This window comes from Microcoleus sp. bin48.metabat.b7b8b9.023 (assembly GCF_013299185.1).
Classification (GTDB): domain Bacteria; phylum Cyanobacteriota; class Cyanobacteriia; order Cyanobacteriales; family Microcoleaceae; genus Microcoleus.
Genome location: NZ_JAAFKG010000035.1, coordinates 25,007 through 45,768, shown reverse-complemented (window position 1 = coordinate 45,768; position 20,762 = coordinate 25,007). Strand labels below are relative to the sequence as shown.

16 protein-coding genes are annotated in these 20,762 nt (G+C 45.7%); 8 read left to right on the top strand and 8 right to left on the bottom strand.

Annotated features, from left to right (window positions below; all coding sequences use genetic code 11):
• Positions 1-191: 191 nt before the first annotated feature.
• On the top strand, positions 192-3,263 hold the full coding sequence (locus QZW82_RS19790; RefSeq protein ID WP_293151555.1) for a right-handed parallel beta-helix repeat-containing protein: 3,072 nt from the start codon (positions 192-194) through the stop codon (positions 3,261-3,263).
• Between the two features lie 185 nt (positions 3,264-3,448).
• Here the strand turns inward: QZW82_RS19790 and QZW82_RS19785 are convergent, their stop codons facing one another.
• Both QZW82_RS19785 and QZW82_RS19780 read right to left on the bottom strand, forming a co-directional pair.
• Positions 3,449-4,357 (bottom strand): alpha/beta hydrolase, encoded by a 909-nt coding sequence (locus tag QZW82_RS19785; protein WP_293151552.1) that lies wholly within the window; start codon positions 4,355-4,357, stop codon positions 3,449-3,451.
• Positions 4,358-4,371: 14 nt separating this feature from the next.
• A complete protein-coding gene (locus tag QZW82_RS19780) occupies positions 4,372-4,818 on the bottom strand; it encodes a SufE family protein (protein ID WP_293151549.1) in 447 nt (148 codons plus the stop codon).
• Positions 4,819-4,915: 97 nt separating this feature from the next.
• Here QZW82_RS19780 and QZW82_RS19775 point away from each other — a divergent pair, with 97 nt between their 5' ends.
• Positions 4,916-5,551: a methyltransferase domain-containing protein gene (locus tag QZW82_RS19775; protein ID WP_293151546.1), complete on the top strand. Its 636-nt coding sequence runs from the start codon at positions 4,916-4,918 to the stop codon at positions 5,549-5,551.
• 129 nt (positions 5,552-5,680) lie between these two features.
• Here QZW82_RS19775 and QZW82_RS19770 read toward each other — a convergent pair whose 3' ends face one another.
• Positions 5,681-6,046, bottom strand: coding sequence for a hypothetical protein (locus QZW82_RS19770; RefSeq protein ID WP_293151543.1), 366 nt, complete (start codon positions 6,044-6,046; stop codon positions 5,681-5,683).
• 324 nt (positions 6,047-6,370) lie between these two features.
• On the opposite strand from QZW82_RS19770, the gene QZW82_RS19765 reads away from it, so the two are divergent.
• The 3 genes from QZW82_RS19765 (at position 6,371) to QZW82_RS19755 (ending at position 8,815) form a co-directional block, all read left to right on the top strand.
• Positions 6,371-7,099: a response regulator gene (locus QZW82_RS19765; protein ID WP_293151540.1), complete on the top strand. Its 729-nt coding sequence runs from the start codon at positions 6,371-6,373 to the stop codon at positions 7,097-7,099.
• 10 nt (positions 7,100-7,109) lie between these two features.
• Positions 7,110-7,718 (top strand): adenylate/guanylate cyclase domain-containing protein, encoded by a 609-nt coding sequence (locus QZW82_RS19760; RefSeq protein ID WP_293151537.1) that lies wholly within the window; start codon positions 7,110-7,112, stop codon positions 7,716-7,718.
• Positions 7,719-7,879: 161 nt separating this feature from the next.
• On the top strand, positions 7,880-8,815 hold the full coding sequence (locus QZW82_RS19755; protein WP_293151534.1) for a spermidine synthase: 936 nt from the start codon (positions 7,880-7,882) through the stop codon (positions 8,813-8,815).
• A 718-nt stretch (positions 8,816-9,533) separates the two neighbouring features.
• Here the strand turns inward: QZW82_RS19755 and QZW82_RS19750 are convergent.
• The 5 genes from QZW82_RS19750 to QZW82_RS19730 all read right to left on the bottom strand — a co-directional run bounded on the left by QZW82_RS19750 (position 9,534) and on the right by QZW82_RS19730 (position 17,027).
• Positions 9,534-9,971 carry a hypothetical protein gene (locus QZW82_RS19750; RefSeq protein ID WP_293151531.1) on the bottom strand — a complete coding sequence of 146 codons (438 nt, stop codon included), beginning with the start codon at positions 9,969-9,971 and terminating at the stop codon, positions 9,534-9,536.
• A gap of 136 nt (positions 9,972-10,107) precedes the next feature.
• On the bottom strand, positions 10,108-11,889 hold the full coding sequence (locus QZW82_RS19745; RefSeq protein ID WP_293151671.1) for an ABC transporter ATP-binding protein: 1,782 nt from the start codon (positions 11,887-11,889) through the stop codon (positions 10,108-10,110).
• A gap of 377 nt (positions 11,890-12,266) precedes the next feature.
• Positions 12,267-13,790 (bottom strand): RtcB family protein, encoded by a 1,524-nt coding sequence (locus QZW82_RS19740; protein ID WP_293151528.1) that lies wholly within the window; start codon positions 13,788-13,790, stop codon positions 12,267-12,269.
• 494 nt (positions 13,791-14,284) lie between these two features.
• On the bottom strand, positions 14,285-16,120 hold the full coding sequence (locus QZW82_RS19735) for an APC family permease (RefSeq protein ID WP_293151526.1): 1,836 nt from the start codon (positions 16,118-16,120) through the stop codon (positions 14,285-14,287).
• Positions 16,121-16,187: 67 nt separating this feature from the next.
• On the bottom strand, positions 16,188-17,027 hold the full coding sequence (locus QZW82_RS19730; RefSeq protein ID WP_293151668.1) for a prephenate/arogenate dehydrogenase: 840 nt from the start codon (positions 17,025-17,027) through the stop codon (positions 16,188-16,190).
• A gap of 138 nt (positions 17,028-17,165) precedes the next feature.
• Here QZW82_RS19730 and QZW82_RS19725 point away from each other — a divergent pair, with 138 nt between their 5' ends.
• The 3 genes from QZW82_RS19725 to QZW82_RS19715 all read left to right on the top strand — a co-directional run bounded on the left by QZW82_RS19725 (position 17,166) and on the right by QZW82_RS19715 (position 20,743).
• Positions 17,166-17,525, top strand: a complete 360-nt coding sequence (locus QZW82_RS19725; RefSeq protein WP_293151523.1) for a hypothetical protein — start codon at positions 17,166-17,168, stop codon at positions 17,523-17,525.
• Positions 17,522-19,084, top strand: a complete 1,563-nt coding sequence (locus QZW82_RS19720; protein ID WP_293151520.1) for a pentapeptide repeat-containing protein — start codon at positions 17,522-17,524, stop codon at positions 19,082-19,084. The genes QZW82_RS19725 and QZW82_RS19720 overlap by 4 nt, the downstream gene beginning before the upstream one ends.
• Before the next feature lie 96 nt (positions 19,085-19,180).
• On the top strand, positions 19,181-20,743 hold the full coding sequence (locus QZW82_RS19715; RefSeq protein WP_293151517.1) for a pentapeptide repeat-containing protein: 1,563 nt from the start codon (positions 19,181-19,183) through the stop codon (positions 20,741-20,743).
• Positions 20,744-20,762 lie beyond the last annotated feature (19 nt).

Here is a 20,762-nt window from a genome sequence, read left to right as displayed (position 1 = left end):
TGCGCTCTACACAACTGCATCGCGCATTAATATTAACATTTAACAATGTCAAAAAATGTAAATAAATATAAATTCTTTTGCCAGTTAAACGCAGACACTAAATTTGTGATATCCTTGAACAAGATAGTGTTTTTTGATCGTCCCTTTTGGAAACAGCAAAATAACTCAAGTTATATCAATTAAATAAACAAATGGAAGCATTACTTTTATTGATAGGATTTGCAGGCGGGGCATTAGTCTGCTGGCTAATTTTGAATAAGCGAAATTCACGCAATTTGGTGCGGATGCAGGGTTCGCAGGAAGCCATATCGAAGTTGGCGTCGCAGTTGGATGCTAGAACTTCGGAATTGCGGCAAAAAATGCAGAATGAAACTCAGCTAAATTCTGAAATGTCTGAGCTGCAAAGTCGCTTGGAAATTGTGACTCGCGAGCAAGATGTTTTAAACAATCAAGTGTCGGAATTGGAAGAATTTTTGGCAGGAATTGCTGAGGAGCGATCGCAAGTTAATGCTCTGATTGCTGATTTGCAGTTTCAGCTAGAAAATGCTCAACAAGCTGAGTCCCAGTTAGCAGAAGTGGCAGAACTTCAATATCAGTTAGAATTGGCTCAGCACGAGCGATCGCAACTTAACGCTCAAATCCGGGAAATGCAAGCAGAGTTAGAGGCGGTTAATGCAGAACGTTCTCAATTTAACGCTCTGCTTTCGGAAGTTGAAAGTCAGTTGGAAACTGCTAGTCAAAGCAGATTGCAGGTACAATACCAGTTGTCAGAAATTCAAATTAAGTTCGATCGCTCAATTCAAGAGCGGGAGCAACTTCAGTCTCAACTTTCGGGATTGCAAGCTCAACTAGAGAGTGCAGAGCAAGAACGAGAAATGCTCAACTCTCAATTGGAAACAGCCCGCCAACAACTAAATCAACCGCAACCTGAAACATTAGAGCTGGAAACACAGTTAGAAGCAGCGAATCAGGATAAAATGCAGTTAAACTCTCAATTATCTGAGCTGCAAAGTCAATCAGAAACGGTTGTTAGAGAGCGAGAACAATTGCTGGCTCAGTTGTCAGAATTGCAGGTTCAATTAGAAACGGCTAACAAAGAGCGATCGCACATTTACTCTCAACTATCGGAATTGCAAAATCTCTTGGAAATAGCAAATCAGAGCCAAACTCAACTGCAATCTCCAGTATCCGAATTAGAACAGCAGCTAGAAAGTCTACATCAAGAGCGATCGCAACTGCAATCAGATTTAGAAACTGCAAACACCGAACGCTCGCACCTCAATTCTCAACTGTCGGAATTGCAAAATCAAATCGAGATATCCAATCAAAATCAAACGCAACTGCACTCTCAAATATCCGACTTAGAAAATCAGTTAGAAAATGGGCGTCAGAGTCGATCGCAATTGGAAGAGCAACTCAACTCTCAACTGTCGGAATTGCAAAATCAACTCCAGACAGCCAACCAGAATCAAGCTCAACTGCAATCTCAAATATCCGACTTAGAAAATCAGTTAGAAAATGGGCGTCAGAGTCGATCGCAATTGGAAGAGCAACTCAACTCTCAACTGTCGGAATTGCAAAATCAACTCCAGACAGCCAATCAGAATCAAGCTCAACTGCAATCTCACATATCCGACTTAGAAAACCAGTTGGAAAATGGGCGTCAAAGTCGATCGCAATTGGAAGAGCAACTCAATTCTCAACTGTCGGAATTGCAAAGTCAACTTGACACAGCCAACCAGAATCAAAATCAACTGCAATCTCAAATATCCGACTTAGAAAATCAGTTAGAAAATGGGCTTCAAAGTCGATCGCAATTAGAGTCTCAACTGTCGGAATCGCAAAACCAACTCCAGACAGCCAACCAGAATCAAGCTCAACTGCAATCTCACATATCCGACTTAGAAAACCAGTTGGAAAATGGCAGTCAAAGTCGATCGCAATTAGAGTCTCAACTGTCGGAATCGCAAAACCAACTCCAGACAGCCAACCAGAATCAAGCTCAACTGCAATCTCACATATCCGACTTAGAAAACCAGTTGGAAAATGGCAGTCAAAGTCGATCGCAATTAGAGTCTCAACTGTCGGAATCGCAAAACCAACTCCAGACAGCCAACCAGAATCAAGCTCAACTGCAATCTCACATATCCGACTTAGAAAACCAGTTGGAAAATGGCAGTCAAAGTCGATCGCAATTGGAAGAGCAACTCAATTCTCAACTCTCGGAAATGCAAACTCAAATCGAGACAGCCAATCAGAATCAAGCTCAACTGCACTCTCAAATATCCGACTTAGAAAATCAGTTAGAAAATGGGCGTCAAACTCGATCGCAATTGGCATCTCAGCTAGAAACTGCAAACAGAGAGCGATCGCACATTTACGCCCAACTCTCGGAAATGCAAAGTCAAATCGAGACAGCCAGCCAGACTCAAAATCAACTGCAATCTCAAATATCTGAGTTAGAACATCACTTAGAAACAGTATATCAAGAACGGTTGCAGCCAACATCCGAAATTGCCGCCACAGGGGAAGAATCACCAAAAGCTGAATTAGTCGATCAAAACGCCGAGTCAACCCGAAACTCAGGAATTGGGAAAAATCAAGAAATTGTAGTTTCTCAGCAAGGCGAAGGTGACTGTACCACTATTAGCGAAGCCCTAAAAAATGCTGTTTCTGGTACGAAAATTCACGTGCATCCGGGTGTGTATAAAGAAAGTATAATAATCGACAAGTCTGTGGAAATTCTCGGCAACACAGAAGCGGGTAGCGTCACTCTTGAAAGCAGCGAGTCAAACTGCATTCAAATGGCAACAGACAGCGCTTTAGTGCGAGGATTGACAATGAAAACAACAGGGAAATATTACGCTGTAGATATTCGCCAAGGCGAGTTAACCGTAGAAGACAGCGATATAACTTCTGCCAACTATTCTGTAGTGGGAATTTGCGGCTCTAATGCCGATTCGGTAATCCGTCGCTGTCAAATTCATGATGGAATATGGAACGGAATCTTTATCTCGGATAATGGCAAAGCAACGGTGGAAGATTGCACTATCTCTAATAACGGTACTCTGGGAATAGGTGTCGGATTGGGAGGAAAATTGATTGCGCGTCGGTGTAGAATTAATGGTAATGAAGGTGAGGCGATCGCAGTTTACAGAGATAGTATTGCTACGGTGGATGATTGCGATTTAACCGGCAATACTGGGGGTGCTTGGCGGATTGCAGATAACGGATATATTCGCGGGAAAGGCAATCAAGAATAGAAGAAGTCATTAGTCATTAGTCATTAGCGCGAGCGTCCCCGCTCGCGAACGTCCAACGTCATTAGCGCGAGCGTCCCCGCTCGCGAACGTCCAACGTCATTAGTCATTCAGTCGGTCAACTGTCAACTGTCAACTGTCAACTGTCAACTGTCAACTGTCAACTGTCAACTGTCAACTGTCAACTGTCAACTGTCAAAAGACTTAACCGCATTTGCCAAATCCGCCGCATACTCTTCGTGTAAGCCCAAAGAGCCCGGAATAACTCGCGATTCCACTCCCGGTAATTGGGCTAATACTTCCATTTCCGCCTTAGATTTGGGCGGTGCTTTCTCAGCAATTACAACCATCACCGGTACTGCTAATTCTTGGAAGTTGGCGACAAATTCTTCTCGGGTTTTTGCCGGATCTAAACCACCAGTTACAAAAGCCGCCGAACCAAATCTCGCACCCGCTTTCTGAGTAACTTTCCACTTGTTTTGGATAAAATCGGGGGTGACTTTTGCTGCATCCGCGTAGACGTGGCGGCGGTACATCAAACCCAGGAATGACGGCGCAGTGTTCAGTTTGTAGAGGAATTGACCGAGTAAGGGCGATCGTACTAATTCTCTCACAACTCCGTGCCAGTCGCTTTGCTGTTTGCTCATCGTCGGTAAAGGCCCGCGCCAAGTCGGTGCAGCTAACACAATTTTTGACCAAACATTCGGCTTTGACTGCGCTAATTGCATAGCATAACCCGCAGCGTGACCGGCCGCAACTACAGCCACAGGACTGCTAAAAGTAGACTCAACAAAATCCTGAATAAATTGATGATATAATTGCGGTTCGTAGTCGGTGCGCGGGCGATCTGAGTCGCCAAAACCAGGCCAATCTACACTGACAACTTGAAAGTTTGCAGCTAACAATTCCGCTAAAGGACGCATTTCTGCTCGTGTTGAAACCGTACTGAAAGCTGGCAGCAATAATACGGTGTTTCCCTGTCCTCTAGTTTCGTAAATAACTTTGATTTGCGTTCCTTTCCAGTTCCAGAGATATTCTTGAACTGTCGCGGGATAGTTGCTAGAATTAGATTTGGTTAAATCAGCAGTCTGAGTCACAGCTTTTTCTCCTGTTAATTTGCTTCTGCTTGCGCGCTAACTTCGCAAGCCAGTGCCTTATTTCTCATCATTTGAAAAATGTTGTAAAATCCGTTAGCGCGGGAAGGTGTCAGGCTGACATTCAATCCCGTATCTTGAATAAAATCTGGGGTAACGCTGACTATTTCCGCAGGCGTCAATCCGCTCAAACCTTCGACGAGCAAGCCAACTAATCCTTTGACTAGCTGTGCGTCTGAATCGCCTTCAAAGGAAACTTTTCCGTCGGCTAAAGTTGCAGTAATATAAACTTGTGACACGCAGCCAGAAACTTTGTTTTCCGGCAGTTTATTGCTTTCGGGAAATGGTGGGAGTCGCTTCGCATACCACAGCAGTTGTTCGTAGCGCTGTTTCGGATCGGAGTGTCGCTGGAAGCGCTGGACGATTTTAGCTAGGGTTGGCGGTAGCGCGGTATTTGCGGACATGATTTCGAGTAGCGGTTTACATCGCTAATATTATACATTTCATTTTAGCAGTCGGTGCGGGCGATCGCCAATCAGAATAGGTTATTGTAGAGACAAATTGCGTGAAGCGTTCGCTCTCCCCTTCCCGAAGGCTAGCTATCCCGTTATTAATCGCCCTACAAATCTCAACGGAGGAAATATGGTATTTGGTGCAGTTGACGAACATTGGTGCCGAGTTGTGATGAACCGCGAAACTCGCAACATCGTTAAAAGCTTGCAGCCCGATCGATTAAATACCTTAGAAATCTCTGGCGACAGTTGGGGCAAATTAGAATCTTTTCAAAGCTATAAATCCCTCAACTATCCAGAGTTTGACATTTGCGAGTGTTGCCTCGATCAAACATTTGATTTAATCATTGCCGAACAGATATTTGAACATTTACTTTGGCCTTACCGCGCTGGCAAAAATATCTATCAAATGCTCGACAAAAACGGTTATTTTTTAATAACTATACCGTTTTTGATTCGGATTCACGATTACCCTAACGACTGCTCTCGCTGGACAGAAACAGGAATCAAATACCTGCTGGCTGAATGCGGTTTCAATTTAGAGCGCATCCAAACAGGCTCTTGGGGAAACCGCGCTTGTATTGTGGCAAACTTCTCAAAATGGGAATATTACAATGCTTCCATTCATTCGTTAGCAAATGAGCCGGATTTTCCCTTAGTAGTATGGGCTTTGGCGCAGAAATAATACCCCGATCGCCGGCTTGTCGATCGCCAATCGGTATAAATTATTGTAGAGCCCAAGTGCGATCGCCCACAAATATCAAATGTCGCAACGATCGCGATATTACCAAAAAAACATTCGCTTTCTGGGCGCTCAAGTCAGATCCAGAGGCGGCAAGCCGCGCAACTGCCGCAGCGAGTTGATACACAACTGACAGTCGCAGCCAAACAGCGCCGCCGCCGCATCGCTTTCTTCTTCGGTAAAATCCAGCATCGCCACAGGCTGGCCATCCCGCGGCTGCCAACCAATTGTTTGTTTAGCATTAGCAGCAGCGGTTTTCGCGGGAAGGCGCACGCAACTCAGACGTTGGGTGTGGGGCGATCGCACGCAGGTTGGTGCATCAGCCGATTTACCCGGTGTTTCGCCTATGTTTTGAGCATTTTGGGCGATCGCGCTCAAAGACATCAGAGATCCAAACAGCGTCGGACTTACAAGCAAAGTGAGGAGCAATTTATTCATGTGTCGTCCTTAAGAACTTCAACGTACACAGTAGCGGATTATCTGTGGCAATTCAACAAGGTTTTTGGCTTGCATCAGTACAGTTTGCCGTTATTAAGGTTTAAAATCCGAATATTTTTTTTATCAAACTTGCAATAATTCCCCGTATTGGCAAGCAGATTTTTGCGATCGCGATCGCCTGTGCTTCCCAGTTTAAGATTTGTTGCAAGTTTAGATAATTCCCCTAGCTAGTGATAACAAAATCATTCAATGTGGGTAAAATAATGTCAGTCAGGGCAACTCGAAGCAGCGCGCAAGTTTACATCAGAAACCAGGTGGGGAGTGATGAGTACAGTTTTAGTTGTGGAAGATTCCCGCAGCCAGCGGGAGTGCATTTCACATCAGTTGAGATGCAGTGGATTAAATGTAATTCAAGCATCTGACGGTGTAGAAGCACTAGATAAAGTTGAGAGAAATTACCCGGATTTAGTATTATTAGATATCGTAATGCCCCGCATGGACGGTTACGGTGTTTGCCGTTTAATTAAAGCTAATCCCGAAACTCGGAATATACCAGTAATATTTTTAACCGGGAAGGGACAGCAGCTAGCTTTGTTCTCCAGGGCGATCGATCGCGCCGAGGCGTATGTTAGCAAACCTTGGCAGCCCAGGGAACTTTTGGCAACCATCAAAAAAGTATTGATTAATGCCAATATTAAGTTCGATCGGGCTTCGGCTGACGCTTGGACGGAATACGGCATTTTAAACTTAAGTACGATCGAATTGTATCAAAGTCGCGCCGATGCTTGGACAAAATACAGCGCCCAAATTATTAAATTGTACGATACCAGCATAGCAGCTTTCCAGCAAGCTTTGGCAATTGAACCGACTCACTCGACGGCCAACAAGTATCGCAACCGAGTTCAGACTGTCCGGGCAATTTTGATGAAAAAAATTGAGCAAAATCAACCTTGCAAAGTTTGCGATTATTATTACGGCAAAGATGGTATAAATTGTGCAGTACATCCCGCTGGTCGCCCTCAGCCTTTTTGTCGCGATTGGGAGTTTAATTAATTAAAATACAATGAAAACAAATAACCGCACTAACTTGGAACAACTGCTGCAAGAAAGAAACGAAAATCCCCAAAGAACGGCAGAAATTGATGCCAAAATTAATGCGACTTTCCGCCAAGAACACACGATATTGGTAATGGATATGTCGGGATTTTCGCGAACGACTGTTCGCTACGGAATCATTCATTTTCTGGCAATGATTCACCGGATGCACGGAATTGTCAAACCGATAATTGCAGAATATGGCGGTACTGTTGTCAAGGAGGAAGCAGACAATATTTTTGCAGTATTTCCCGATGTAAAATCTGCTGTGGAATCTGCAATTGAATCTCTGAAACAAACGGTAGCTGTCAACACGACTCTGCCGCCGGATATGGATATTTACCTCTGCATTGGTATTGGCTGCGGCGATGTTTTGATGCTGGAAGGAGAGGATATGTACGGTTCGGAATTTAATCTAGCAGCCAAGCTGGGAGAGGATTTGGCGGAACGGGGAGAGATTTTGCTTACCTCAGCAGCGTTTGAAAAGTTTGAAGGTGATAAGCAAGATTGGGAAAGAATAGATTTTTCGATTTCGGGTTTAGATTTGGTGGCGTACAAGCAGGTATCATCTACTTAATTTATCTCAGGTTTTTTTCACAATACCCGAAAATAAAATTAATAATCTCCCGTGTTAAATCAAAGAAACCGGGTTTTTTCTGAATCTCTCGACTACGACATAGGATTTTAGTAAAAACCCGGTTTCTCACTACGCGTCCAGGAATATTAAATTTAAAATTAATGATTAACGAACCCAAAAATTGGAAAACTATTAATTTATCTGCGATTAAGCAGCGGCTGGCTTGGGTACAACAACAGCCGGATGGAGTTGTATTTTGCAAAGAGTCGGGAGTTCATTATGTTGCAGTTAGAAAAGATAAAGGTCAAATTAAGCTATGTTTAGTAGAAAAAGTGAATTTGTATACAGATTTATTGCAATCTGTGTTCAACCTCAACAATCCTCTGCATTTAGTTTCAGAATATACCCAAGCGATGATGTTGGGTTTATTGTGGCAAAATCAACCTAAAAAAGTTTATATAGCTGGGTTTGGCGGCGGCAGAATTCCGTTAGTTATGCACCATTATTTGCCGGAAACTGTTGTAGAATGTGCTGATGTAGATGCGATCGCCCTGGAAGCAGCCGTCGAGTGTTTTGGAGTGCAGTTCGACAGCAGACTCAGCGTCGCAATCCAAGATGGGAGAGAGTATCTAGAGCAGCAAAGCCCAGATGTGCAGTACGATATAATCGTGACTGACGTGTTTTTTGGCAACGGCTACTTTCCACACCGCCTAGCAACTAAAGAATTTTATGAACTTTGCCAAAAACATTTGTCAACCGCCGGAGTTGTTTTAGTAAATCTGCTGCAAAGAGATGAGTTTTATGCCCAAAAGGTGAAGACTTTTCAAAGTGTGTTTTCCCAGGTATACGTCTGCCCTTGGAAGGATATTAATAGTGTTTTAATTGGGACTAACGGCCCTATTTTAGAGAAAGACGAGATTGTTTCCAGGGCAAAATACGTGCAAGATGGACATGAATTTTCGTTTTCCTTGACAGACAGAGCTCTTGATGTGAAAATAGGTTCAGAATTGGGTGAAATTATACCTGATTTAGACCAAGCTCAAATTTTGACCGACGATTTGCCACCTGCGGGTTATTTTGATTGCTGGTTATTTTGATTGATATCAAACACCACAAAACTGGTTCGTAGTGAGGACTTTAGTCCTCTCAAAATGCTGCGGACTAAAGTCCTCACTACGAACCTAATTAACATTTTTTCTACCGGATTAGATATAATTTATCCTTTGTTATTTTGATTGCTGGTTATTTTGATTGATATCAAACACCACAAAACTGGTTCGTAGTGAGGACTTCAGTCCTCATTTTCGGAGGACTAAAGTCCTCACTACGAACCTAATTAACATTTTCTACCGGATTAGATATAATTTATCCTTTGTTATTTTGATTGCTGGTTATTTTGATTGATATCAAACACCACAAAACTGGTTCGTAGTGAGGACTTTAGTCCTCCGAAAATGAGGACTAAAGTCCTCACTACGAACCTAATTAACATTTTTTACCGGATTAGATATAATTTATCCTTTGTTATTTTGATTGCTGGTTATTTTGATTGATATCAAACACCACAAAACTGGTTCGTAGTGAGGACTTTAGTCCTCTCAAAATGCTGCGGACTAAAGTCCTCACTACGAACCTAATTAACATTTTTTACCGGATTAGATATAATTTATCCTTTGTTATTTTGATTGCTGGTTATTTTGATTGATATCAAACACCACAAAACTGGTTCGTAGTGAGGACTTCAGTCCTCATTTTCGGAGGACTAAAGTCCTCACTACGAACCTAATTAGCATTTTTTACCGGATTGGATATAATTTATCCTTTAATATATTCAGCCATTTGTTTTTCTAGGCGATCGATCAATGTATCGACATCCGCTGCTGCGAGTTCAAAACAATCAGGGGGTGCGGGGTCAATTTCAAACAAAATTAGCTTGATTTCACCTTCGCCGATCGCCAAAATCGCCACCTCTTTCTCGGGTTTGTGAGCGTTTAGCACTCCTAAAATTTCCTGAATATGACTTTTAACTTGACGGTTTAACTCTTCTACTGCTTCTTTCTTACAGTACACGAAACGTGGCGTTCCGGCAATATCAATGCCCAAAATATCGTCGCTTTCTTCTCCTCTTTCCTGAAACAGCCCCCAAGCTAAAGCCGCCAATTCTTGTTTGTTGGCTGCTACAAATTTATCTAATTTGCGCCGCCAGTTATTTTGTTTTTTTTCTTCTGAATCAGGGCTACCAAATAAAAACATTTTCTCTCTTTGCTTGTAGAAACTAATATTTTGGAGTTCGTAGTGAGGACTTTAGTCCTCTCCTGCGGGATTTAAGGACTAAAGTCCTTACTACAAACCATGCTTTAAGGACTAAAGTCCTTACTACAAACCATACTTATTTTATACCAGATTGCACGCGCCAGAGCGACGCATAAACTCCATTATGTTCGATAAGTTGTTCGTGATGACCTGATTCTACCACTCGCCCCTGCTCCATGACAAAAATGCAATCGGCATTACGGACTGTAGAAAGACGGTGGGCGATCGCAATTGTAGTCCGATTTTTGGTAATTCGTTCGAGCGATCGCTGAATTGCGGCCTCCGTCTCGTTATCCACCGCTGAAGTAGCTTCATCGAGAATCAAAATCGGTGGATTCTTCAACACAGCCCTCGCAATCGCAATCCGCTGTCGCTGTCCCCCCGACAATTTTTGACCGCGTTCCCCTACAATAGTATTGTAGCCATCCGGCAATTGCGCGATAAACTCGTCAGCTTCCGCAATTTGAGCAGCATTTACTATCTCTCGATCGGTGGCATCAAAAGTGCCGTAAGCAATATTTTCAGCCACCGTACCGTGAAACAAGAATACATCTTGACTCACCAATCCGATCGCTCTCCGCAAATCTTTTAAATTCAGGGTAGTTAATTCTATGCCATCGAGATAAATCTGACCGTATTGTACCTCGTACAGCCTCATAATTAATTTTACCAGCGTACTTTTTCCCGAACCAGTCGCGCCCACAATTGCCGTAGTCTTCCCCGCCGGCAGAGTCAGCGAAAAATACTGCAAAATCGGTTTTCTTTGATTGTAATAAAAGGTAACATTTTTAAATTCCAGCGTGCCTTTAATCGAACTAACCGGCAGCCGAATATCACCCGTGCGAATTGCGATCGGCGTATCCAACAAATTCATCACCCGATTAGTAGAAGCCATGGCGCGCTGGTATCGATCCATAGTATCACCCAGCCGAGTCAGCGGCCACAGCAACCGCTGGGTCAAAAACACCAAAACGCTGTAAGTCCCTACAGACAATCTGCCCGCCACTACCTCCAAACCGCCCAGAAATAGCGTTGCAATAAAGCCCAGGAAAATCACCACGCGAATTAGCGGAATAAAAGCTGCCGAAATTGCGATCGCCCGTCGGTTACTTTGGCGGTAAGCTTGGCTTTGGGTTTCGATGCGCTCAGTTTCATAATCTTCGGAAGTAAAACTTTTAATAGTAGTAATTCCAGTCAAATTATTCGACAATTGCCCGTTCAAAAAACTTACCTTTTCCCGCACATCAGCATACAGTGGAGCAAGGCGATTTTGAAATGCAAACGAGCCCCAAATAATAAAAGGAATCGGCAGCATTGACAGGATAGCAACAGCAGGAGATGCTGCAAAAAAAGCAGCGCTAATCACAATTACCGTCGTACTTACCTGAATCACTTCATTGGCACCACCATCCAAAAACCTCTCAAGTTGATTGATGTCATCATTGAGAATTGAAATCAAACCGCCGGTGCTGCGTTCTTCAAAATAAGCTAATTCTAATTCTTGTAAATGGCTGTAAGCTTCCAGACGCAAATCGTGTTCGATATCCTGAGCCAAATTGCGCCACAAATAATCATAAGCATATTCAAAAATAGATTCCAAACTCCAAACAATCAAACTCAAAAAGGTAATGATTGCCAGTTGCCAAACAACATCTTTTATTCCCCACTTAGCAAGGATAGAATCTTGTTGTTTCACCACGACATCAACGGCAATACCAATTAATGCTGGTGGCGCTAAATCGAAGAATTTATTCAGCAGCGAACAAATACTTGCCAGCCAAGTTTTCAGGCGGTAGCGGCGCCCGTACTTCAGCAGCCGCTTGAGGGGATGGACAGGTTTAGAGGGATTTGGTGACAATTGAGGATGGGGATAATTGGACAAGTTTTAGATTTTACACTTACTTTCACGGCTTTGGGAACGGGCTAGAAGCCCATTCCACACCTATGAAATTGTTTTTGGGAAAGGGCTAGAAGCCCATTCCACAAGCTGTAAAATTGTTTTTGGGAAAGGGCTTCTAGCCCGTTCCACACCTGTGAAATTGTCTTTGGGAACGGGCTAGAAGCCCTTTCTACAACCTGGAAATTGTCTTTGGGAACGGGCTAGAAGCCCATTCCACAACCTGGAAATTGTCTTTGGGAACAGGCTAGAAGCCCATTCCACAACCTGGAAATTGTTTTGTGAAACGGGCTTCGACGCGGTTCGTGAAAACAGTTTTTGATAACCGACAAATCAGCCTAGGCTTTAAACGTTAACACAGGCTTCATTTTAGCGACTATCCGCACCATTTGTGCCTCCACCTGAACGTCAATTACTGGTTGAATTGGTTTGTAAGCTGCCGGGGCTTCTTCGATTCTACGTTCTTCCCGCAAGGTAATGCAATCTATGCCGGTTAATCCCAAAGCGCCGTCTGTTTTGTCAGCACCTTGGCGACTCAAATCGAAGCGCGATCGCGCCCTACCCGCACCGTGAGAAGCCGATCGCAAAAATCGATCGTTTCCCAAACCAATTAGCAAATAAGACGGCGCACCCATCGAACCCGGTACAATTACAGGCTGGCCGGAATGTGCGGGACAAGCGCCTTTGCGCGTTACCCAGCCGTCACCTTCAGGTAAGGTAATATTGTGAGGCAAATCGTAAACTAAAGGAGCTTCGATATCCCCGAAAACTTGCCGCAAACGCAGTCGCAGCAGTTCTGCTAGCAGCAAGCGGTTGATAAAACCGTAATTGGCGGCCGTTGCTTCCGCTTGTAGGTAGCTGCTCACAAGTTCGGGATTGGCTTCGACAGACAGGGGAAACAGCCCGGATTCAGGGTATTTTAGGGTTTTCGGCCAGGCTTCGCAAGCTCGATCGCGCCACATACCGCCGATGTATTTGCCGACATTTCGCGAACCGGAGTGAATCATAAAAGCGATTTGTCCCGATCGAACTCCCCAAGTATAGGCCGTAGCTCGATCGACAACTTCTTCAACCACTTGAATTTCTACAAAATGATTGCCGCCGCCGATGGTAGCCAACCCGCCATCCCTTACTGTGCCGTCGTTTGGGACTAATTCTTCGGGAGCCCATTTGACATCGCCATTCATCGAACCGCCTCCGAAAGTGTGATCGCACTCAGCCGCCAACTGCTCAAAATCCGAATTTGCGGCGCTACCCATTGCCCGATCCAGCATACCATCCAGCCATCCTGGTATCCCGTGTTGGAACATCGCACGGGCAGTTTTTGCAGTCATGCTGACATCGCGAGTACCGAAGAAATAATCGCCTTTCATCAACTCTACAAATCGATCGCGCTGGCTGAGGAATTGTTCGATCGACAAATCAGCAACGTGTAAGCGCATCCCGCAGTTAATATCGGAGCCGACAGCCGCCGGAATCACCATTTTATCAGTTTGGACGATCGAGCCAATAGCCACTCCCGCATCCCCCGGATGGAAGTCTGGAGTGGCGCAGGCGCGACAAACACAACCACCTTGAGGGTGACGGACATTCGCCAAATTTGCTAACTGTTTCAGCGCTTTTGCTTCCACCGGAAAACCTTCTGGAAGCAAAACTTCTGCTGTTATAGGACAGCCATTTTCACTGTTTTCTGTTGTAGAATTGGCATCTTGCCAGTCTTCTCCTGTACAATTGGCATCTTGCCAGTTTTCTTTTAGAGAACTATTGAGACAAATCGAGTAGACTTTGTTGTTGTAACTCACATCAAGACCTTGTCGAGACAAAGCTCGCAAAAGCCTGTTCAAGTTTTTTGGCTGCTGCATAAGTAGTCTGTTGCGGGTTGCAGTGCAACCCCCACAAATTGAAGAGATGTTGTAGTTCGTAAAAGACTTTGGTTCAGCAGCCGCAATCTTTTTAGAGACAAGTTGAAGGCAACTTTTCTACTTATTACAATTCTCACATATCATTTTTGATATGTCAACTTCCAGCGAGTATCAGAAACCGGGTTTCTGCCTAGATACTTCGCAAACACACAAAATTTTTGTCAGAAACCCGGTTTCTTTTCCCAGCGAGTATTAGAAACAGGGTTTCTGCTTAGATACTTCGCAAACACACAAAAATTATTAGAACTCTTGCAAAAATCCAAAGCACCCCATCCCAACCCTCCCCTTATTAAGGGGAGGGAGCAAGATTATTCTTGTTTCCCCCCGCGGGAGGGGGGACTTGCGCGGGGTAAATTTGACTTTTGCAAGAGGTCTCTTGTCAGAAACCCGGTTTCTTTTCCCACAGTCTCCTCAATAATTCCTGTTTTCATAGTTTACAGATAATATCTAACCGTTGTCACAACCCGACTTTTTTTAGCCAGCAAAGCCGCCTTCAAAAAGAAAGCAGTTTGATTGTGCAGCAGTCCCTCCCACCAATTTTTCGTCACAAAAGCCGGAATAATTAGCGTTAAGAAAACTCCCGGGCGTTGCTCTTCAAACAAAGTCAAAAAGTGAGTTAAAGCCTCACCAACAGAACGGTAAGGCGATTCCAGAATTTCTAGGGGAATGTCAGATTGCAAATCTTGCCAAGCCGCTTGCAGTTTTGCTCTATCTGTCAAACCTATATCTACGTGAACCGCCACAACCTCATCAGCAATTAAACGAGCGTAATCCAAGGCATCAAAAGTTCCCCGGTGCAACTGGCCAACTAACACCACCGCCGGATGTTTCACCAGCTTAACTTTAGGTCTGGGAGGATAAGATATAGGTTCTATTCCCTGAATGCTCAAGCGAGCCGCTACATAACGATAGTGGCGGTGAATTGCTAAAAACAGACTGACTACAATCGGAATAGTGACTACCACAACCCAAGCTCCCAAAAGGAATTTTGTCGCAATAATTACAGCCAAAACCCCCGTTGTTGCCACTGCACCAATACCGTTCATCGCAGCACTAGCTTGCCAACCTTTACCTCGCTCTTTAAACCAATGAATCACCATTCCCGATTGAGAGAGAGTAAAAGAAGTGAAAACTCCAACCGCATACAGCGGAATTACTGCGGTGGTATCGCCTCGGAAGATGATAATTAACAGAGCCGCGCAGAGGCTGAGCAAATTAATGCCATTAGAATAAACTAGCCGATCGCCCAACAGCGACAACTGCCTCGGCAAATACCCGTCCCGCGCCAAAAAATAACAAAGTCGCGGAAAATCCGCATAACTCGTATTCGCAGCCAACAGCAAAATCAGCAGAGTTGCTGCCTGCAAATAGTAATAAAATATACCGACTCCAAAAATATCTTTTCCTAAGACAGAAAGGAGTGTTTCATTTTCAGTAGGAATCACATGATAGACATTAGCTAAGTAACTAATTCCCAAAAACATCACTCCTAGAATTACCCCCAAATAAGTTAAAGTCAGGCGCGCATTCTTCCATTCAGGAGGCTTAAAAGCCAACACTCCATCCGATATAGCTTCAACTCCAGTCAGGGCTGTACAGCCCGCGGCAAAGGCGCGCGCGATCAGAAACAATCCCAAAGGTTCCTTAGCTGGAATGTTTTCTAATGCTGGCAAAACATGACCTGTTGCCTGTTGGAATAAACCGCAGCCAATCAAGATAAAAATGCCCACGATAAACGCATAGGTGGGAACCATAAATATCTTGCCAGATTCCCGCAGTCCTCTGAGATTGGCAAACATGATCAGGACAATACAAACTAAGCACAGTTCAACGGTATAGGGCAGCAACGAGGGAACTGCGGAAGTCAAGGCGGCAATACCAGCGGAAATACTGACTGTTACGGTGAGGATGTAGTCAATCATCAGCGAAGCCGCTGCGATCAAACCGGGATAAATACCTAAGTTTTCTCGCGCCACAATGTAAGCGCCGCCACCGTTGGGGTACGCTTTTATTGTCTGTCGGTAAGACAGCGCCACGATCGCCAACAGTAAAACAATAATTCCCGAAATCGGCAGCGATAAACTCAAGCTGCTGCTCCCTGCTAGTAACAGCACCAGGAGAGTTTCTTGAGTAGCGTAGGCCACAGAAGAAAGTGCATCGGAAGCAAGAACAGCTAGTCCTGTAGCGTTGTTCAGCCGTTCGTGAACAGATGCGCTGGTGGGGAGAGATTCACCCAGTAAAACCCGCTTCAGCCGAGAATAAGTGTACATTGAAACTCAATATATAGGCGTCCACAAATCATAATGGAGGCGGGGACAGTTTTCAGCAATTTTGGGCTCACAAGTTGTAATTATCTCTGGCTTGCTGAGTCAGCTTCAGCTTCTGTTCTAGAGCTTGCCAATCTTCGGCTTCGATATCGCTGATGAATTCGTCGAGACTGTCGCGGTAAATAGAGAGCGATCGCAATAATTGCTCTCGATTGTACTTGGCCACCATCACTCCTAGCTCGGGGTTGCCGCCCCCTACGCGGCTGGTGTCCCGAAAACCGGAACTCGCCAAATTTTGGGCTAAATTCACAATATCTCGATCGCCCTCTCGATCGCACGCAGCCACCAGCGTCGCGCTAGCCATTATCGGCAAATGAGAAATCCAAGCCACAGCTCGATCGTGTTCTTGAGGGCCGCACCGATAAACTTTAGCACCCAACAACCGTGCAATTTCCTCAACCTTCTCCACTGACTGCGCCGGAGTCTGTGCAGTCGGAGTCACCACATAGGGCCGCCCCACAAACAAATCCCTCACCGCCGCCTCAATCCCGCTTTCAGCAGTCCCCGCCATCGGGTGTCCCCCCACAAAATTCGGCCACACAGCGGACACAGCCTCGACAATGGGAGTTTTTACCGAACCGACATCGGTTACAATCGCATCAGGGGAAAGATGGGGAATTAATTTTTGGACGATCGGCTCGATCGCTCCTAAGGGCGTGCAAATAAAAACCAAATCCGCTGTTGCCATCAAAGACAGGTGTATGCTGGCTTCAGAGACAACACCTCTGGCTTGCGCCCGATCGCAAGTCTGTTGGCGACTCGAAACCCCAACAATATTAAACCCGCGCGATCGTAAATCCAGAGCGATCGAGCCACCAATTAAACCAAGTCCTACAATACCGATATTCATCATAAAAAATGGGTTTGAAACCCCGTCCTTCGCTTGACGGCTTGACAAGAAAATTTTCGGATTAAAACCAACTTTCGCCAACAATCAAAACTTTGTCCAAATTCCTTTTCACGGATTGAGAAGCAAGCTGAAAGCGTTGTGCGAGCGCTATGGTTTGGTCGAGAACAGGAAGAATCGCATACCAGTAAGGCTAGCGCATTGGATGAGGACGATTTGCCTGTTTTCAATGCTAACAATCCCGTAACTTACCAGTTTTCTGGCAAGCTAGTTAAACGGGGTTTGTATCGGACTAAGGACGGACATTTGGTTAACCCGGATTGTAATGAGGCTGTAATTACTGGTCGCAAAAGTAAGCAGAATGGTTTTACCGGACTGTCTAGAGGGTGCCAGAACCCAGCCATTAAGAGTCAAAATCTCTTAAGAATCCCCATCCGTTTTACGGCGGGGAGTGTCAATAGCAATAAAATGGGGATATTTCGATACGGTACCGCCCCATGACAGTCGAGGAACTCCTGAAAAAATATGCCGCCGGAGAAAGAAACTTTGTCGGAATCAACCTGACTGAGGCCAACCTCAGCGGCGTCAACTTGAGCGGAGCCAACCTCACAGGTGCGAATCTGAGTGTAGCAAACCTAAGCGGAGCTAACCTCAGCAAAACCAACCTCACCGGTGCCAAACTCAACATCGCCAGACTCAGCGGCGCCCATCTCGGCGGCGCCAACCTCACCGACGCCGACCTCAACGTCGCCTACCTAGTGCGAGTTGACCTCAAAAAAGCCATACTCACAGGAGCTAAACTGATCAGAGCCGAGCTAATTCGGGCCGAACTCAGCGGAGCCAACCTCAGTGAGGCCAATCTCAGCGGCGCCACACTCACCGAAGCAACGCTCCGAGGAGCCAACCTCACTCAAGCCAACCTTCGAGGCGCTCACCTCAGTGGTGCGTGCTTGACAGAAGCCAACCTCGAACAAGCCAACCTGCAAGGCGCCGACCTCAGCCGAGCCGACCTCAGCGGTGCGGACTTGCGAGGTACCGAACTCCGACAAGCCAACCTCACTCAAGCCATACTCAGCGGAGCCGACCTCAGCGGCGTTAATTTGCGCTGGGCCATCCTCAGCGGCTGCAACCTGCGCTGGGCCGACCTCAGCGAAGCCAAATTGAGCGGCGCCGACCTCAGCCGAGCCGACCTCTGCCACGCCAACTTGCTCAATGCCAGTTTAGTTCACGCCGACCTGTCAAACGCCTATCTGATCCGCGCCGACTGGGTGGGAGCCGACTTAACCGGAGCCACCCTAACCGGAGCCAAACTCCACGCAGTTTCGCGGCTCGGCATCAAAACCGAAGGCATGACCTGCAAGTGGGTTGACCTGAGCCCCAACGGCGACCACAGTCAAATTTACTGGTTGAACTCTGGAGGAACCCACGAATTTTTTCACGAAACCTTACCCACAGTTCGGATTGTAATTGACTCGCCCTTAGACCAAGGCGCTCATTTTGCCCTAGCTGCAACTTATTACCAAATTGCCCAACAATACCCGAGTTTAAGTCAGCCACCCACGATAGAAGTCAGCTCCAGGCGCACCGTACTCGCCTTTAAAATGGACAGCGATGATAAATTATTTGCCACGGCCTACGTTGCCATTATTCCTTTTAACGACGGTGCTATAACTCAGAAAAACTTGATAGCTTTGATGAAAATGATTCAATCCCACGATGCAGGCAAACTTAGCGTCAAAGAATCCAAACACGTCCAGTTATGCAGCAAAGCTCTCAACCAAGCTATCAGCAAAGTAGACCAAATCAAAATTTCCAGTTCTTTTCCCAAAATCGGTGAAAGCATCAATTTTTTTCAAATTCCTACACAGATGCTCCTAATCAACTCCCGCGACCAAAGACTCAGCGTATATCACCACCCAGCCTTCGGCAAGCGCCTGATTAAAAAATACGATCCCAGCAACTCCAGCGCAGGCAAGTTAGCTGAGGGCACAAAATTGGGTCAAGCTAATATCGCCAGCATTTTGGATTTTATAAAAGGCTTCCACAATATAGATGTCTAGGCATATTGCATGAAGTTACAAAAAATGCTTATTCTATTTTAAAGGTTGGCATAACAAAGCTTTGTTCTACCTAACACATCAGGGAAAGTCAAAAGCATGGACGCCGAAGAACTCATCGCCAAATATGCAGCAGGAGAAAGAGACTTTACTGCCATCCTGCTTTGCGAAGCCAATCTCAGCAGGATCGATCTGAGTGGGGCTAATTTCAGCGAGGCAATCTTGAGCCTCACCAACCTGAGCGGCACCAATCTGTCAGGGGCCAACATGAGAAAAGCCAAACTCAATGTTGCCAGACTCAGCGCTGCCAACCTCAACAAAACCAACCTCAGCGGCGCTATCCTCAACGTGGCTAACTTGATTCGGGCCGACCTCAGCGAAGCCCAACTCGTCGAAGCTACATTGATCAGAGCCGAGCTGATCCGAGCTGACCTCAGCGGTGCCAACTTGAGCGGTGCCAACTTGAGCGAAGCAGATTTGAGAGAGGCCACCCTGAGAGAAGCCAATCTAGAGCAAGCCGACCTCAGCGGGGCTCACCTGAGAGGCGCTTGTCTGACAGCGGCGAACTTGGAACGGGTTAACTTGCACAGAGCCGACCTCAGCAGGGCAGACTTGCGAGGAGTGAACCTATGCAATGCCGAACTCAGACAAGCTAATCTGTCTCAAGCCAACCTCAGCGGCGCTGACTTGCGAGGCGCTAATCTCCGGTGGGCCGACCTCAGCGGTGCCAACTTGACTGGTGCTGACCTCGATGAAGCGAGATTGAGCGGGGCTAACTTGTACGGGGCAAATTTGAGCAACGTCAACCTGTTGAACGCTACTCTGGTACACGCGGATTTGACTCAAGCCAATTTGACTCACGCTGATTGGGTGGGCGCAGATTTGACGGGGGCGGCCCTGACTGGGGCAAAAATTTACGCGGTGTCGAGGTTTAATCTGAAAGCCGATGATATAACCTGCGATTGGGTGGATATGAGCCCAAACGGCGATCGCAGTCACATTCAGCGCTTTACCCCAGAAGAATCTCAACGGTTTTTTAATGCTACACCGCCGACAGTACAAATTATTGTCGATCGACCCCTCGACCCCGACGCTAACTTTGTCCTCGCCGCTACCTACCGCCAAATTGCCAGTCAATACTCGGGTTTGAGCAATCCTCCCAGCATAGAAGTTAATTCGCGGCGCACAATCATATCATTTAGAATAGAGCAGGACGAGCAACTCTTTCCCACAGCTTTCGTTGCCATTATTCCCTTTAGCGACGCGGCATTTACTCAAAAAAATCTCATTACTCTGATCAAGATGATTCAACCCCAAAACGGCAATAATCTAGGCGTCAGAGTCTCAAATTTGGTAGTGCAATTGAACGTCGCCATGACCAAAACAATTAGAAAAATAGGGGAAATGAAAATGCAGCCGATTCGCCTCGATCGCGAACCGATGTCGAGTTTTTTTCAATCGCCTACCCAAACCATACTGGCCAACTCCAGCGCCGAAACTTTGATGGTTCACTATCACCCAGACTTTGGCAGAAACTTGACCAATTTGCCGGGAGTCAACAAAACCTCGATCGGGCCGGCAATTAAAGCCCAAAGATTTACAACCCCGCCCCTAAATACGGTGATTGAATTTGTCAAAAGCTTTTATCAGCTTGGTGAGTAAATAATATAAATTTATTTAT

Coding starts and splice junctions, on each gene's coding strand:
- QZW82_RS19790 (WP_293151555.1), top strand. CDS start 192: ATGGAAGCATTACTTTTATTGATAGGATTTGCAGGCGGGGCATTAGTC.
- QZW82_RS19715 (WP_293151517.1), top strand. CDS start 19,181: ATGGACGCCGAAGAACTCATCGCCAAATATGCAGCAGGAGAAAGAGAC.
- QZW82_RS19760 (WP_293151537.1), top strand. CDS start 7,110: ATGAAAACAAATAACCGCACTAACTTGGAACAACTGCTGCAAGAAAGA.
- QZW82_RS19735 (WP_293151526.1), bottom strand. CDS start 16,120: ATGTACACTTATTCTCGGCTGAAGCGGGTTTTACTGGGTGAATCTCTC.
- QZW82_RS19780 (WP_293151549.1), bottom strand. CDS start 4,818: ATGTCCGCAAATACCGCGCTACCGCCAACCCTAGCTAAAATCGTCCAG.
- QZW82_RS19750 (WP_293151531.1), bottom strand. CDS start 9,971: ATGTTTTTATTTGGTAGCCCTGATTCAGAAGAAAAAAAACAAAATAAC.
- QZW82_RS19765 (WP_293151540.1), top strand. CDS start 6,371: ATGAGTACAGTTTTAGTTGTGGAAGATTCCCGCAGCCAGCGGGAGTGC.
- QZW82_RS19720 (WP_293151520.1), top strand. CDS start 17,522: ATGACAGTCGAGGAACTCCTGAAAAAATATGCCGCCGGAGAAAGAAAC.
- QZW82_RS19730 (WP_293151668.1), bottom strand. CDS start 17,027: ATGAATATCGGTATTGTAGGACTTGGTTTAATTGGTGGCTCGATCGCT.
- QZW82_RS19770 (WP_293151543.1), bottom strand. CDS start 6,046: ATGAATAAATTGCTCCTCACTTTGCTTGTAAGTCCGACGCTGTTTGGA.
- QZW82_RS19755 (WP_293151534.1), top strand. CDS start 7,880: ATGATTAACGAACCCAAAAATTGGAAAACTATTAATTTATCTGCGATT.
- QZW82_RS19740 (WP_293151528.1), bottom strand. CDS start 13,790: ATGCAGCAGCCAAAAAACTTGAACAGGCTTTTGCGAGCTTTGTCTCGA.